Raw genomic sequence first — 13,977 nt, 5'->3', positions numbered from 1 at the left:
GCTCCTTTCCTTGCCTGGTGAAAGGTATCGGGGCCGGGTGATCCCGGGCAAGAAGATCGTCACCATTCGCCGGGCGCATGACAATCTTCGCGGAATTGAACCGTACGGACGTGATAAGCCCTGACCTGCGTGATCGTTCCGCGGTGGGCGTATGCCATGCGCGTGACAAAGAATCGCGGGCCGCTTGTTCCGCCGGAAACGCGGAGGTAGCTTTGCCGAAATTCCCCCATTTCCCGAGGTGACGAGCCGTGAAGTTTTCGTGGAAGTCGAGAAAGCCCGCCTACGGTCTGGCCGTCGTGACCGCCGCGGGCGTGGCGGCGACGGTCGCGCTCGTCGGCGCCGGCCCGACCCAGGCCGCTCCGGTGAGCCTGACGCTGAACTACAACTGCCCGTTCCCGCTCATCGGCGACCAGGTGCTGTCGGTGAAGATCGACACGAACCTGCCGGACAACGCCGTCGCGGGCGCCTCGTCGACGCCGATCACCTTCGACGTCGACGTCACCGTGCCGGAGACCGCCACCGAGGGCCTCGCGCTGGTCGGCGCCACCTCGCTGGACGGCTCGGCGAAGGCCGCGGCCGTGCTCAAGTACCCGGTCGACAAGACCCTGAACCTGAACCTGCCGCTGACGATCGCGTCGACGCCGGTGCCGCCGTCGGGCGCGTTCCACGTCAAGAGCAGCGGCAAGGCGCCGGCGGTGACGTTCCCCAGCCCCGGCACGGCGTCGGTGACGGTCGGGAACTTCAGCACCACGATGACGCCGCGGACCGCGGACGGCCAGCCGACCGACCTCGGCACGTTCACCTCCGACTGCGTCGCCGTCCCGGGCCAGAACCAGCAGCTGGGCACGTTCGAGATCAAGCCGGCGGGCGGCACCACGACGCCGACCACGCCCACGACACCCACGACACCGACCACCCCGACGACGGAACCCACGACTCCCACGACGGAGCCCACGACTCCGACGACCGAGCCGACCACTCCGACCACGGAACCGACGACTCCGACGACTCCGACGACCGAGCCGACGACTCCGACCACGGAGCCCACGACTCCGACAACCGAGCCGACCACGCCCACCACGGAGCCCACGACCCCGACGACGGAACCCACGACTCCGACCACGGAGCCGACCACCCCGACCACCGAGCCCACGACCCCCACGACGGAGCCGACGACTCCCACCACCGAGCCGACGACCCCGACCACGGAACCGACCACGCCCACCACGGAACCGACGACCCCGACGACCGAGCCCACGACCCCGACCACCCAGCCGACCACGCCGACGACCAGCACCCCGCCGGGCGGCATCGCGGTCAAGTACTCCGTGCAGGGCAAGTCGGTCCTCAAACAGCTGCACGCCACGCTGCCCCTCGGCCCGGGCACCCTGGACGCGAAGCTCGACGCCGCCTCCGGCAAGTTCGGCGCCCAGCTCGCGCTGCCGAAGTCCGATGTGTACTTCCGCGTCCTCGGCTTCATCCCGGCGTCCGCGACGGTGAAACTCGGCCAGGTCGGCCCGATCAACGGCACGCTCACCGCGGGCGCGGTCCAGGCGAACGCCCAGGTCGACGTCCAGCTCACCAAGGTCCGCGTGTTCGGGTTCCCGATCCTGTCGTCGAAGTCGTGCCACACGGTCAAGCCCGCCGACGTGCCGCTGACCTCGGCGCCCGGGTTCGACCCGCTCAAGGGCGGCAAGCTGACCGCGACCTACGGCATTCCGCAGTTCACCGGCTGCGGCTTCCTGACCGGCCTGATCACCGGTCTCACCTCCGGCCCCGGCAACAAGCTGGACGTGACCCTCACCAAGAAGTGAACTCGATGACGCTGACCCGATTTTCGCTGCCGCTCGTGCTGGCAGTGGCCGCGTTCTCGCTCGGCGCCGCGGAGGCGGCGCCGGGCGAGAACGCCCCGGCAGTCCAGGCCACGCAGATTCCCTTCGGCTTCACCCTGGGGGACGCGCAGCAGCCGACCACGAGCCACGTGGCCAAGCTCGGGTCCGACATCGCCTTCCCGCCGGGCACCTTCGACGGCTTCCTGGGCGGGCTGACCAGCACCGTGCCGATCACCGGGAAGCTCGCGATCCCGCCGGCGAACGGCTACTTCGTCGCGTTCCGGTTCATGCCCACCACCGGCCGCGTCGAAATCGTCCCGGACGGCGACGCCTCGGGCACGGCGACCGTCCACACGGGCAAGGACAAGGACTGCAAAGCCACCCAGACCAACATCTGCGCCGACACGGACGTGACCGCCAAGGTGTTCATCAAGCTCTCGGAAGTCGAAGTGGACGGTAAACCCCTCGACGTCGGCCCGGACTGCCGGACGGCCCAGCCCGCGGCGGTCACCATCAAGGCGCTGGTGCCGATTTCCCTGCCGGCCCCGCCGGTGAAGGTGACGTCGACCTTCACCACGCCGCCGTTCGCCGGCTGCGTCGGGCACGAGGACGTAAGCCGGCTGCTCACCGGCCTGGTTTCCGGTCCCGGCAACACCTTCGTCTCGAACCTCCAGCTACGCTGCTTCAGCACCGGGTGCAAGCAGCCATGACGACCTTCCTCAGCGAAGCGCCGCAGAAGGCCGCGAACGGCCTGCGCGAGTTCGGCCGGATGTGCGCGATGGGCCTCGACGTCGTCGTCGCCATGCTGCGCCGCCCGTACCAGGTCCGGGAGTTCGTCCAGCAGTTCTGGTTCATCGCCAGCGTGTCCATCACCCCGGCGATCCTGGTCTCCATCCCGTTCGGCGCGGTCATCTCACTGCAGCTCGGCTCGCTCACCAGCCAGATCGGCGCCCAGCAGTTCAACGGCGCGGCCAGCGTCCTGGCCGTGGTGCAGCAGGCGAGCCCGATCGTGACGACGCTGATCATCGCCGGCGCGGGCGGCAGCGCGATCTGCGCCGACCTCGGCGCCCGCAGCATCCGCGAGGAGATCGCCGCGATGGAGGTGCTCGGCGTCTCGCCGATCCACCGGCTGGTCGTGCCGCGCGTGCAGGCCGCCGTCGGCGTGTCCGTGCTGCTGAACGGCCTGGTCAGCGTGGTCGGCGTGCTCGGCGGCTACTTCTTCAACGTGATCGTCCAGGGCGGCACCCCCGGCGCGTACCTGGCCAGTTTCAACGCCCTCGCGCAGCTGCCCGACCTCGTCGTCAGCTCGATCAAGGCCGTGATCTTCGGCTACCTGGCCGGGGTGGTCGCGGCCTACCGCGGCCTGAATCCCAAGGGCGGCCCCAAGGGTGTCGGCGACGTCGTCAACCAGTCCGTCGTCATCACGTTCCTGCTGCTGTTCTTCGTCAACACCGTGCTCACCGCGCTGTACCTGCAGCTCGTCCCGGCGAAGGGAACCTGAGTGACGCTCCTCGGCAAACCCGGCGACCGGCTGTTCGACCTCGGCGACCAGCTGCTCTTCTACGTCCGCGCGCTCGCGGCCGTCCCCCTCGCCGTCACCCGCTACTTCCGCGAGGTGGTGCGGCTGCTGGCCGAAGTGACGTTCGGCAGCGGCGCCCTCGCGGTGATCGGCGGCACGATCGGCGTGATGGTCGGCCTGTGCGTGTTCACCGGCGTCACCGTGGGCCTGCAGGGGTTCAGCGCCCTGAACCAGATCAACATCTCGGCGATGACCGGGTTCCTGACCGCGTACTTCAACACGCGCGAGATCGCGCCGCTGGTCGCCGGGCTCGCGCTCTCGTCCACTGTGGGCAGTGGGTTCACCGCGCAGCTGGGGGCGATGCGGATCTCCGAAGAGATCGACGCCCTCGAAGTGATGGCCGTGCGGAGCATGCCGTACCTGGTCACCACCCGGATCGTCGCCGGGTTCATCGCGATCATCCCGCTGTACGTGGTCGGGCTGCTGATCTCCTACCTCGGCTCGCGGTTGACCACCGTCGTCTTCTTCGGACAGTCCGGCGGCACCTACGACCACTACTTCACGCTGTTCCTGCCGCCCGGGGACGTGCTGTGGTCGTTCGGCAAGGTGCTCGTCTTCAGCGTCGGCGTGATCCTGACGCACTGTTTCTACGGCTACCGCGCCAGCGGCGGGCCGGCCGGCGTCGGGGTCGCGGTGGGCCGGGCCGTGCGGACGTCGATCGTGCTGATCAGCGTGCTCGACCTGTTCCTGTCCCTGGCCATCTGGGGTGCGACGACCACGGTGAAGGTGTCCGGATGAGCCGGTTCCGCACGCAGCTCGCCGGGGTTGCCTTCCTCGGCGTGCTCGTCTTGCTCGGCTGGCTCGCGGTGGCCATCTACGACAAGGACTTCGACGACGCCGAGCTGGTGACGCTGCGGGCGGACCGGGTCGGCAACCAGCTCGCGCCGACCGCCGAGGTCAAGGTCAAGGGCGTCCCGTTCGGTGAGGTCCGGGCGGTGCGCAGCACGCGCACCGGCGCCGAGATCGACCTCGCCCTCGACCCGGCGAAGATCGGGATGCTGCCGGAGAACGTGTCCGCGCGGCTGCTGCCGAAGACGGTGTTCGGGGAGCGGTACGTCAACCTCGTTCTTCCCGCGAGTCCACGAGGGACACTGCGGGCGGGGGACGTCATCGGGCAGGACCACTCGGCCAACGCGATCGAGCTGGAACGCGTCCTCGGCGACCTGCTGCCGCTGCTGCGCGCGGTCCAGCCGCAGAAGCTGAACAGCTCGCTCGGCGCGATCTCCCAGGCCCTCGACAACCGCGGGAAACCGCTCGGCGAAAGCATCGTCCGGCTGCAGGACCTTCTCGGCCAGGTGAACCCGCTGATGCCGCAGTTCAAGGCGGACGTCACCGGGCTGGCGAACGCGGCCGACGTCTACACCGGTGCCGCGCCGGACATCCTGCAAGCGCTGTCCGACCTCTCGACCACCGCCAAGACCATCGTGGACACCCGTGCCGACCTCGACGGCCTCTACGCGAGCGTCACCAGTGCCACCGGCCACCTGAACGAGTTCCTGCGGAAGAACAAGGACAACCTCATCGGCGTCTCCGCCGCGAGCCGGCCCACCCTGGAGCTGCTGGCACGGTATTCGCCGGAGTTCCCGTGCCTGTTCGACGCGGTCGACCGGCTCAAACCGCTGATGGAGAAGGCCCTCGGCAAGGGCACGAACGAACCGGGCCTGCACGTGACGCTCACCGTGCAGGACCCGCGCGACAAGTACGTGCCCGGCCGCGACACCCCGCGGTTCGACGCCACCGGCGGCCCGAAGTGCTACGGCGGTGGTGCTGCCGCGGCAGCCGCCGACGGCGACCTGGGACCCGCGAACTCGCCGGGCGAACGCCGGCTCGTCGCCGAACTCCTGCGGCCGGCCCTCGGTGAGGTCCCCGACTGGAGCAGTGTCCTCATCGGACCGGCGTTGCGCGGGACGGAGGTGACCGTCCGATGAGGAGTATCGCGGGTCCCGCCGTCAAGGGCCTGATCTTCTTCCTGGTCACCGCGGCCGCCACCGCCGTGCTCGCGATCACGATCGCCAACTCGAACGTCGGCGCGACGATCGGCTACACCGCCCGGTTCACCGACGCGACCTCGGTCAACCCCGGCGACGAGGTCCGGATGGCCGGGGTCCGGATCGGCCAGGTCGACTCGGTGCGGGTCGTCGAACACCGCCTCGCCGACGTCGCGTTCTCGGTCGGCCGCGCGCACCGGCTCACCGCGTCGGCGACGGTCACCATCCGCTACCGGAATCTGGTCGGACAGCGGTACCTGGCCGTCGACCCCGGCGCCACCGACACCTCGCCCACGCTGGCCGAAGGCGCCGAAATCCCGCTCGACCGGACCAAACCGGCACTCGACCTCACGGCGCTGTTCAACGGGTTCAAGCCGCTCTTCCAGGCGCTGTCGCCGAACGACGTCAACCAGCTGTCGTTCGAGATCATCCAGGTGCTGCAGGGGGAGGGCAGCACGATCGAGAGCCTGCTGCGGCACACGGCGTCGCTCACCTCGACCCTGGCGGGCAAGGACGCGCTCATCGGCCAGGTGATCGGCAACCTCAACACCGTGCTGGACACGCTGAACGCCCAGGGCGACCAGTTCGACACGCTCGTCGACACGACCGCCCAGCTGGTCACCGGGCTGGCCGCGGACGCGAAGCCGATCGGGCAGGCCATCGGCGGCCTCGGCGAGCTGACCACCGCGACCGCCGGGCTGCTCGAAGAGGGCCGTCAGCCGCTGAAGGACAGCATCACCGCCCTCGGCGACCTGTCGAAGAACCTGGCCGACAACACCCCGGTGTTCCAGCAGTTCGTCGACAACCTGCCGAAGAAGCTCGACCGGATCGGCACGCTGTTCTCCTACGGCTCCTGGGCGAACTTCTACCTGTGCGCGGTGCAGACCGACGCGAAACCCGCGCCCGGCGGCCCGCCGCCGGGCATCCCCGTGACCGCCGCGAGGTGCCGGTGAAACCCTTCCGCAGCCGCAACCCGATCGCCGTCGGCGCGGTGACCGCGCTGGTCATGGCGTTGATCGGCAGCGCCACGTTCTTCTCCGACGATCTTCCGCTCATCGGCGGCGGCACGACCTACAAGGCCGAGTTCCGCGAGGCCGCCGGGCTCCGGCCGGACGACGAGGTCCGCGTCGCCGGGGTGAAGGTCGGCGAGGTCACCGACGTGCGGCTGGCCGGCGACCACGTCGAGGTGCTGTTCCGGGTCCGCGACACGTGGGTGGGCAACCGGACGACCGCGGCGATCAAGATCAAGACGTTGCTGGGGCAGAAGAACCTGGTGCTCGACCCGGTCGGGAACGCCGAGCTGAACCCGGACCAGCCGATCCCGCCCGAGCGCACGAGCTCGCCCTACGACGTCACGGCGGTCTTCAACGACCTGGCGAGCACGGTCGGCGCCATCGACACCGACCAGCTCGCGCAGGCGTTCCGCGTGCTGTCCGACACGCTCGGCGCGTCGGCCCCCAGCGACGTCAAGACCGCGTTCAACGGCATCGCGGCGCTGTCGCAGACGCTGGCGTCCCGCGACGACGAGCTGGTCAAGCTGTTCCAGAACACCAACCAGGTGTCGAAGACGCTCGGTCAGCGGTCCGATCAGATCCAGGCGCTGATCCGGGACGGCAACACGCTGCTCACCGAGCTCAACGCCCGCAAGGACGCGATCGCGCAGTTGTTCAGCGGCATCAAGAACCTCTCCATCCAGCTGCGCGGGCTGGTCGCCGAGAACCAGAAGACGCTCGGCCCGGCGCTGGACCAGCTCGACCGCGTGGCCACCGTGCTGCAGCGGAACCAGGGGAAGCTGGAGGACAGCCTGCGCCTGGCCGGCCCGTTCTACCGGCTGCTCGGCAACGCCGTCGGCAACGGCCGGTGGATCGACACCTACATCTGCGGCCTGATCCCGACCGGCACCACGCCGGGCAGCTGCCAGCCGCCGAAGAACGGGGGACGCTGATGGCGCACCAGCTCATCGACCTGGGCGCGGCGGCGCGACGGCGGACGAGACTGCGAGCCCTCACGCTCGGCGTCGTGCTCGCGCTCGTGGTTTCGGCGGCGTGGCCGGTGGTCACCGCGCCCGCCGAGCGCCTCCTGTACGCGTACTTCACCGCCGCCGTGGGGATCTACCCGAACTCGGACGTGCGCGTGCTCGGTGTCGCCGTCGGTTCGGTGTCCGAAGTGGAACCGAATGGGACCGACGTCAAGGTGACGATGACGCTGAAGCCGGGCGTCCAGCTGCCCGCCGACGCCGGGGCCGTCGTCATCACGCCGAGCCTGGTCGCCGACCGGTACGTCCAGCTCACGCCCGTCTACCGCGGCGGGCCGACGCTGGCCGATGGCTCGTCGATCCCGCGGGAGCGCACGGCGACCCCGGTGGAGGTCGACGACCTGCTGCACAGCCTCAACCAGCTGATGTCGGCACTCGGGCCGAACGGCGCCAACAAGGACGGTGCGGTGAGCGACGTCCTGACCCGCTCGGCGGACTACCTGAACGGGACCGGGCAGACCATCGGCACGGCGATCAAGAACCTCGGCGAGTTCGCCCGCACCGCGAGCGACTCGAAGGACGACCTGTTCACCTCGGTCGACAACATCAGCAAGTTCACCGCGATGCTCGCCGCCAACGACGGGCAGGTCAAGCAGGCCATCTCGCAGATCGCGTCGCTGAGCAAGGTGCTGGCCGACCAGCGCGACCAGTTTTCCGGCGCGCTGACCGAACTGACCCAGGCGCTGAGTGTCGTGCAGACGTTCATCAAGGACAACCGCGGCAAGATCCAGTCCGATGTGGACAAGCTGGCCGACGTCACGAAGGTGCTGGTGGACCAGAAGGACTCCCTGTCCGAGGCGCTCACCGCGGCCCCGAACGCCCTGACGAACCTCCTGGGCGCCTACGACCGGGCGAACGGGACCATCGACGGCCGCGGCAACCTCCTCGAGTTCCCGGAGCAGAAATGAAAGCCCTCGCCAAACTCGCCGCGGTGGTGACCCTCGCGCTGGTGACGACCGGCTGCGGCAGCGGGGTGAGCGTCTACGACATCCCGCTGCCCGGCGGCGCCGCGCTCGGCGACCACCCGATCCACGTCACCGCGAGCTTCACCAACGTCCTCGACCTCGTGCCGCAGTCCGGGGTCAAGGTCAACGACGTCCCGGTCGGCCAGGTCGTCAAGGTCGAGCTCGCCCCGGACGGGCACAGCGCGGTCGTCGACCTGCTGCTCAACGGCGATGTCGACCTGCCGGGCAACGCCGTCGTCCGGCTGCGGCAGGCCAGCATCCTCGGCGAGAAGTTCGTCGAACTCGCCCCGCCGGACGACGCGACGCCGTCCGGCCGCCTTCTGGACGGCGCGGCCATCCCCCTCGACCGCTCCACCCTGACGCCCGAGATCGAGGAGGTCTTCGGCGCGCTGTCGCTGCTGCTCAACGGCGGCGGGGTGGCGCAGGTCCAGAACATCAGCCACCAGCTCAACGACGCCCTCGGCGGCCGCGAGTCGGCGGCCCGCAGCCTCCTGTCCAGTTTGGACACGTTCGTCCGGGGGCTCGACGAGCACCGGAACGAGATCACGCGGGCCATCGAGAGCGTCAACAAGCTCGCGGCGACCCTCAACGCGCACACCGGCCAGATCACCACCACGCTCAACGGCCTGACCCCCGGCATCGGCGTGCTCAACCAGCAGCGGACGGCCCTGGTCGAGATGCTCAAGGCGCTCGACGGCCTGACCACGGTCGCCGTCGACACGGTCCACCGCAGCAAGGACGACCTGGTCGCCGACCTGCACGCCCTCGAACCGCTGCTGCGCCGGCTGGCCGACTCCGGCGACAAGCTCCCCAAGGCGATGGAGATGATCTTCACCTTCCCGTTCCCGGACGCCGCCCTGGACACGATCCGCGGCGACTACCTCAACGGGTTCCTCAAGGCGGGTCACTGATGCTGACCCGGTTCGTGCGCGTCCAGGTGACGCTCTTCGTCGTCATCGCCGTCGTCGGCGTCGCCTACGTCGGGGCCACCTACGCCGGCCTCGACAAGGTCTTCTTCGACCGCGGCTACACCGTGAAAGCGCAGTTCCCGGCCGGCGGCGGCATCTTCACCAACGCCGAGGTCACCTACCGCGGCGTGCCCATCGGCCGCGTCGGTGAACTGCGGCTGACGCCGGCGGGGATGGAGGCCGACCTCGAGATCGACGCCGGCACCGCGCCGGTCCCGGCCGACACCGAGGCCGTCGTCGCGGACCGCTCGGCCGTCGGCGAGCAGTACGTCGACCTGCGGCCGCGCACCGACGGCGGCCCGAAGCTGCACGACGGCTCGGTGATCACCCAGGCAGACACGAAGATCCCGCTGCCGGTCGACGTCGTCTTGTCGACAGTGGACACCTTCGCCGCGTCGGTGCCCAAGCCCGCACTGCGCACGGTCGTCGACGAGCTGTACAACGCGACCTCGGACGCCGGCCCGGCGCTGGACCAGCTGATCGGCCGCGGGATCGAGTTCGTCCAGGCGGCGAGCGCGCACGTCGCCCCGCTGACCCGGTTCGTCACCGACGCGCACACGGTGCTCGACACGCAGGTGCAGCAGGCGGGCGCGATCCGCGAATTCGGGGCCAACGCGAAACTGCTCGCGTCGACGTTGAAGCAGTCCGACGGCGACCTGCGCACGCTCATCCCGGCGGTCCCCGCGGCCGCCAACGAGGTCAGCGCGCTGATCCGCGACACCGGCCCGGACCTCGGCGTGCTGCTGGCGAACCTGCTGACCACCGCCGACGTCCTGGAAGCCCGCCACGACGGCGTCCGGCAGCTGCTGATCACCGCGCCGGAGGCGGTGGCCGCGGCCGGGACGATCGTGCGGCCGGACGGCGTCCACATCGGACTTTCACTGACCTTTTTCGACCCACCGCCGTGTACCAGCGGGTACACGACGCCGTACCGCAACGGCCTCGACACGTCGGTCCGCCCGCTGAACACCGCCGCGCGTTGTGCGCTGCCGAAGGGCGACCCGACGAACGTCCGGGGCTCGCAGAACGCACCGGGAGGACGGCCGTGAGGATCGTCGCAGTGCTGGCCGCGGTCTTGGCGACTGTCGCGGCCGGGTGGTCGGGGTTCACCTGGTGGCAGGCGGCGCACGACGACGGCGTCGCGCGCGCGGTCGTCCGGGAGCAGGCGTTGCAGGCCGGCCGGACGGCGGTCGCCGAACTGACCACTTTGGACTACCGGCAGGCCGCACCGGGGTACCAGCACTGGCTCGACCTCTCCGGCGGTGCCCTGCACGACGAGCTCGCGGCCGACCGGCAGGGCAGTCTCGACCGGATCGCCCAGGCGAAGACCGTCACCACGGGGAAGGTCACCGACGCCGCGGTGACCGAAGTGGACACCGGCGCGGGCACGGCGAAAGTCCTCGCATCGGTCGAGCTGGTCGTCACGCCGGACGGCGGCGAAGCCGTGACGAAACGCAACCGGTTCCAGGCCGACCTGACGCGCGGGCCGGACGGCTGGCGGGTCACCGGGCTCGGCCAGGTTCCCGTGGGGGAGGCACCATGACGGTCCCGACGAAGAAGCGAGCGGTCAAGGTCGCCGGCCGCCACCACGCTCGTGAGTGTTCGGACGAGTCAGAACTCGCCTTACCACTCACGACCCCGGAACCACGGCGGCGGGTGCCGGTGGTGTTCGCAGCGGTGGCCGTGGTCATGGCCGGGCTCGCCGGGTGGTTCACGCTCGAAGCGCACAGCACGAACGCCGTCGTCGCGCACAACAGCGCGCTTTCCGACGTCGCCGGGACCGCGGACGCCGCGAAACAGATCAGCGCCGCGCTCGGCACGGTCTTCTCCTACCGCTACGACGACCCGGCCAAGAGCGAACAGGCCGCGAAGGACGTGCTGACCGGGCCTGCTCTGGCGCAGTACGAGCAGCTCTTCGGCCAGGTCCGCAAGCTGGCCGCCGACCAGAAGCTCGTGGTCACCTCGACCGCCGTCGCCTCCGGCGTGAAGCTCCTCGACGGCGACCGCGCGGCACTCCTGGTGTTCCTCGACCAGACCGGCACGCGGGGCGACGGGCAGCGCAGCACGGGTGCCGCGCAGCTGAGCGTCACCGCCGAACGCGTCGCCGGGAAGTGGCGTGTCACCGGGATGTCCGCGGCCTGAGGATGCGCGAGGAAGCCATGACCCTCTCGAAGCTGCTGGCCCGCCGCGCCGCGGCGGCGGGCGACGAGCCGTCGATGACCTGGCCCGGCGCCCGGACCACCCTGACCTGGGCCGGGCTGGACCGCCGGGTCACCGCCGTCGCCGCGGCCCTGCGCCGGGTCGCCGAGCCGGGGCAGCGCGCGGCGATCCTCATCGCGCCGTCACCCGCCTACGCCGTCGCGTTCCTCGGCGTGCTGCGGGCCGGGCTGGTCGCGATCCCGGCGGGGCCGGACGGCCGGGCGCACGTCCTGGCCGACGCGCAGCCGTCGATCGTGCTCGCGACCGCGGCCACGGTGACCGCGGTCCGGCGCTTTCTGTCTGCTTTGGACACGTGCGGGCATCGCGTGCTCGCCGTGGACGCCGTCCCGGACGCGCCGTTCGCCGAAACCGCGCCGTCCCCCGAGGGGGTGGCCTACCTGCAGTACCCGGGCGGGGTGATGGTCACCCACGCGAACATCGTGGCCAACGCGCGACAGGCGGCACCGCTGCTGGCGCACCCCTCCGTGACGACCTGGCTGCCGCCGAGCGACCCCCTCGGCCTGCTGCTCGGGGTGGCGGCGCCGGTCGTCACCGGCCGCCCCGTGGTGCTCGTCGATCGCCGGGACGTCCTGGCCGGGGCGGCCGGAACGGCCGGATCCCTGGTGCGCGCGGACGACCCGGACCTGGACCGGTTGCGGGCCGTGTTCCCGCCCGGGGCGCTGCGGGAGTGCTACGTCCGGGCCGAAGCGACCGCCCTGGTCTCCTGCGGCCGCCCGGCCGGCCAGGCGGTGGCGATCGTCGGCCCGGACGGACGGCGGCGGCCCCCGGGCGCGGCCGGCGAAATCTGGGTGAGCGGGCCGAACGTCGCCCGCGGCTACCGGAACCGGCCCGAGGAGTCGGCGCGGGTCTTCTGCGCGTTCCTCACCGGCGACGACGAGCCGCGCTGGTGGCTGCGGACCGGCGACCTCGGGGTTCTGGACGAGTCCGGCAACCTGACCGTCACCGGCCGGGTTCTCGTCGCCGGCCACCACCCGCAGGACCTCGAAGCGACGGCCGAAGAGGCGCACCCGGCGATCCGGCCGGACGCCGCGGCCGCGTTCGCCGTCGCCGGGCAGCAGGCCGTGGTCGTCCTGGAGCTGCTCGACGGCGTGGTCCCGCCGCGCGGCGAGGTCGAGCGGGCCGTGCGGCACGCGGTGTCCGCCCGGCACGGGCTCACCCTGCGGAGAGTCGTCGTGCTGCCCGCGGGCGAGGCCCCGTACCACCGGGACGGAGACGGCCTGTGGTGACCGGGCCGGCGCTCTCGCCGGGCGTCCCGTTCGCCACGTCGTCGCCCGAGGTGTCCTGGCCGGAGGCGCCGCTGCCGTGGGTGCCGCCGTCCCCGCCCGGCGCGTGGCTGCTGCTCACCGACGAGCACCCGGCCGCGCTCGGCCGGGCCGTCGCCCTGGCCCTGGCGCTGGCCGCGGCGGGCGACGACGCCCTTTCGCTGCCGCGCGACGACCTCGACGAGCTGCCGGGTTTCCTGGCCGGACGCCCGGTGCGCGGCGTCGTCTTCCTGACCGGGGCGCCGTACGCCTACCACGACCCGGAGGCCGCGCAGGAGCTGCTGCCGGCGGTCCTGGAAGTGGTCGCCCGCCTCGGCCCCGGCGTCCGGTTCCACCTGCTCACGCAGTCGGCCGGCGAGCCGGGGCTGCTGTTCCTGCGCGGGCTGGTGCGCGTCCTCGCGGTCGAGCGGCCGGAGCTGCGGACGAGCCTGGTCGACTTCGACGCCCGCGCCGACCTCGGATTCCTCGTGCGCGAGCTCCGGGCGGACGCACCGGAGGACGACGTCCGCTGGCGCGGCGGAGTCCGCTACGCGGCGCGGCCGGCCCGCGTCCCGTTCGCGGCCGACCTGCCGGGCGGGCCCGGCGCGTACGTGGTCACGGGCGAGCGCGGGCCGGCGATCGCCCGCTGGCTGGCGGCCACCGGCGCCACCCGGATCGTCCTTTCCGGACACGGCCCGGTCGTCGCTCCCGGGGTGGACACGGTGGTCGTCCCCGGCGACATCGCCGCCCCGGGCGTCGCGGAACGGCTGATCGCCACGGCCACGGCGGACGGCTTGCCCCTGCGCGGCGTGGTGCACGCGGCCGAGGCGCTCGCCGAGGACGTCGAGACCGTCTGGCGGCCCCAGGTCCTCGGCGCCCGCCGCCTCCACGAGGCCACGACCGGCTGCCCACCGGACTGGTGGCTCCTGGTCTCCTCACCCGCCCCACCCCGCTTGGCCCCCGCCACGGCCGCCGCCTGGCTCGACGCGTTCGCCGCCTGGCGCCGCGCCCGCGGCCTCCCCGCCACCCTGGTCCACTGGCCGACCCACAACCCCGTGTCGACCCTCTGATCACCCGTGTCGACCCTTCAATCACGCGTGTCGACCGTCTGATCACGTGTGTCGTCCGTTGCGGTCCGGCACTCGCGTG

The 13,977-nt window shown here is 71.4% G+C and carries 14 protein-coding genes; all 14 read left to right on the top strand.

The genetic code is table 11. The features are described from left to right. Positions 1-248 precede the first annotated feature (248 nt). The 14 genes from AB0J55_RS27955 to AB0J55_RS27890 are packed head-to-tail and all read left to right on the top strand — an operon-like array spanning position 249 to position 13,898. Positions 249-1,814 (top strand): DUF6801 domain-containing protein, encoded by a 1,566-nt coding sequence (locus tag AB0J55_RS27955; RefSeq protein ID WP_364254564.1) that lies wholly within the window; start codon positions 249-251, stop codon positions 1,812-1,814. A gap of 5 nt (positions 1,815-1,819) precedes the next feature. Beyond that, on the top strand, positions 1,820-2,542 hold the full coding sequence (locus tag AB0J55_RS27950) for a hypothetical protein (protein WP_364254561.1): 723 nt from the start codon (positions 1,820-1,822) through the stop codon (positions 2,540-2,542). Next, a complete protein-coding gene (locus AB0J55_RS27945) occupies positions 2,539-3,333 on the top strand; it encodes an ABC transporter permease (RefSeq protein ID WP_364254558.1) in 795 nt (264 codons plus the stop codon). Before AB0J55_RS27950 ends, AB0J55_RS27945 begins: the two co-directional genes overlap by 4 nt. Further along, on the top strand, positions 3,334-4,149 hold the full coding sequence (locus AB0J55_RS27940; RefSeq protein WP_364254556.1) for an ABC transporter permease: 816 nt from the start codon (positions 3,334-3,336) through the stop codon (positions 4,147-4,149). It begins immediately after the preceding gene. Then, positions 4,146-5,339 carry an MCE family protein gene (locus AB0J55_RS27935; protein WP_364254553.1) on the top strand — a complete coding sequence of 398 codons (1,194 nt, stop codon included), beginning with the start codon at positions 4,146-4,148 and terminating at the stop codon, positions 5,337-5,339. Before AB0J55_RS27940 ends, AB0J55_RS27935 begins: the two co-directional genes overlap by 4 nt. After that, positions 5,336-6,352 carry an MCE family protein gene (locus AB0J55_RS27930; RefSeq protein ID WP_364254550.1) on the top strand — a complete coding sequence of 339 codons (1,017 nt, stop codon included), beginning with the start codon at positions 5,336-5,338 and terminating at the stop codon, positions 6,350-6,352. Before AB0J55_RS27935 ends, AB0J55_RS27930 begins: the two co-directional genes overlap by 4 nt. Then, positions 6,349-7,344, top strand: coding sequence for an MCE family protein (locus AB0J55_RS27925; protein WP_364254547.1), 996 nt, complete (start codon positions 6,349-6,351; stop codon positions 7,342-7,344). Before AB0J55_RS27930 ends, AB0J55_RS27925 begins: the two co-directional genes overlap by 4 nt. After that, complete coding sequence (locus AB0J55_RS27920; RefSeq protein WP_364254544.1) at positions 7,344-8,342, top strand: MCE family protein; 999 nt, start codon at positions 7,344-7,346, stop codon at positions 8,340-8,342. Before AB0J55_RS27925 ends, AB0J55_RS27920 begins: the two co-directional genes overlap by 1 nt. Next, on the top strand, positions 8,339-9,310 hold the full coding sequence (locus AB0J55_RS27915) for an MCE family protein (RefSeq protein WP_364254541.1): 972 nt from the start codon (positions 8,339-8,341) through the stop codon (positions 9,308-9,310). The genes AB0J55_RS27920 and AB0J55_RS27915 overlap by 4 nt, the downstream gene beginning before the upstream one ends. After that, positions 9,310-10,416, top strand: coding sequence for an MlaD family protein (locus tag AB0J55_RS27910; RefSeq protein WP_364254538.1), 1,107 nt, complete (start codon positions 9,310-9,312; stop codon positions 10,414-10,416). Before AB0J55_RS27915 ends, AB0J55_RS27910 begins: the two co-directional genes overlap by 1 nt. Beyond that, positions 10,413-10,910 (top strand): hypothetical protein, encoded by a 498-nt coding sequence (locus AB0J55_RS27905; RefSeq protein WP_364254535.1) that lies wholly within the window; start codon positions 10,413-10,415, stop codon positions 10,908-10,910. Before AB0J55_RS27910 ends, AB0J55_RS27905 begins: the two co-directional genes overlap by 4 nt. Further along, positions 10,907-11,509, top strand: coding sequence for a hypothetical protein (locus AB0J55_RS27900; protein ID WP_364254532.1), 603 nt, complete (start codon positions 10,907-10,909; stop codon positions 11,507-11,509). The genes AB0J55_RS27905 and AB0J55_RS27900 overlap by 4 nt, the downstream gene beginning before the upstream one ends. A gap of 17 nt (positions 11,510-11,526) precedes the next feature. After that, positions 11,527-12,813, top strand: a complete 1,287-nt coding sequence (locus AB0J55_RS27895) for an AMP-binding protein (protein ID WP_364254529.1) — start codon at positions 11,527-11,529, stop codon at positions 12,811-12,813. Then, positions 12,807-13,898: a KR domain-containing protein gene (locus tag AB0J55_RS27890; protein ID WP_364254526.1), complete on the top strand. Its 1,092-nt coding sequence runs from the start codon at positions 12,807-12,809 to the stop codon at positions 13,896-13,898. The genes AB0J55_RS27895 and AB0J55_RS27890 overlap by 7 nt, the downstream gene beginning before the upstream one ends. Positions 13,899-13,977 lie beyond the last annotated feature (79 nt).

The organism is Amycolatopsis sp. NPDC049688, assembly GCF_040674975.1.
Classification (GTDB): Bacteria; Actinomycetota; Actinomycetes; order Mycobacteriales; family Pseudonocardiaceae; genus Amycolatopsis.
This window is presented reverse-complemented; position numbering and strand designations above follow the sequence as displayed.

Bases quoted from the DNA above. Each gene is read 5' to 3' on its own strand.
- AB0J55_RS27950 (WP_364254561.1), top strand. From the start codon at position 1,820: ATGACGCTGACCCGATTTTCGCTGCCGCTCGTGCTGGCAGTGGCCGCG.
- AB0J55_RS27945 (WP_364254558.1), top strand. From the start codon at position 2,539: ATGACGACCTTCCTCAGCGAAGCGCCGCAGAAGGCCGCGAACGGCCTG.
- AB0J55_RS27935 (WP_364254553.1), top strand. From the start codon at position 4,146: ATGAGCCGGTTCCGCACGCAGCTCGCCGGGGTTGCCTTCCTCGGCGTG.
- AB0J55_RS27930 (WP_364254550.1), top strand. From the start codon at position 5,336: ATGAGGAGTATCGCGGGTCCCGCCGTCAAGGGCCTGATCTTCTTCCTG.
- AB0J55_RS27920 (WP_364254544.1), top strand. From the start codon at position 7,344: ATGGCGCACCAGCTCATCGACCTGGGCGCGGCGGCGCGACGGCGGACG.
- AB0J55_RS27915 (WP_364254541.1), top strand. From the start codon at position 8,339: ATGAAAGCCCTCGCCAAACTCGCCGCGGTGGTGACCCTCGCGCTGGTG.
- AB0J55_RS27910 (WP_364254538.1), top strand. From the start codon at position 9,310: ATGCTGACCCGGTTCGTGCGCGTCCAGGTGACGCTCTTCGTCGTCATC.
- AB0J55_RS27900 (WP_364254532.1), top strand. From the start codon at position 10,907: ATGACGGTCCCGACGAAGAAGCGAGCGGTCAAGGTCGCCGGCCGCCAC.
- AB0J55_RS27895 (WP_364254529.1), top strand. From the start codon at position 11,527: ATGACCCTCTCGAAGCTGCTGGCCCGCCGCGCCGCGGCGGCGGGCGAC.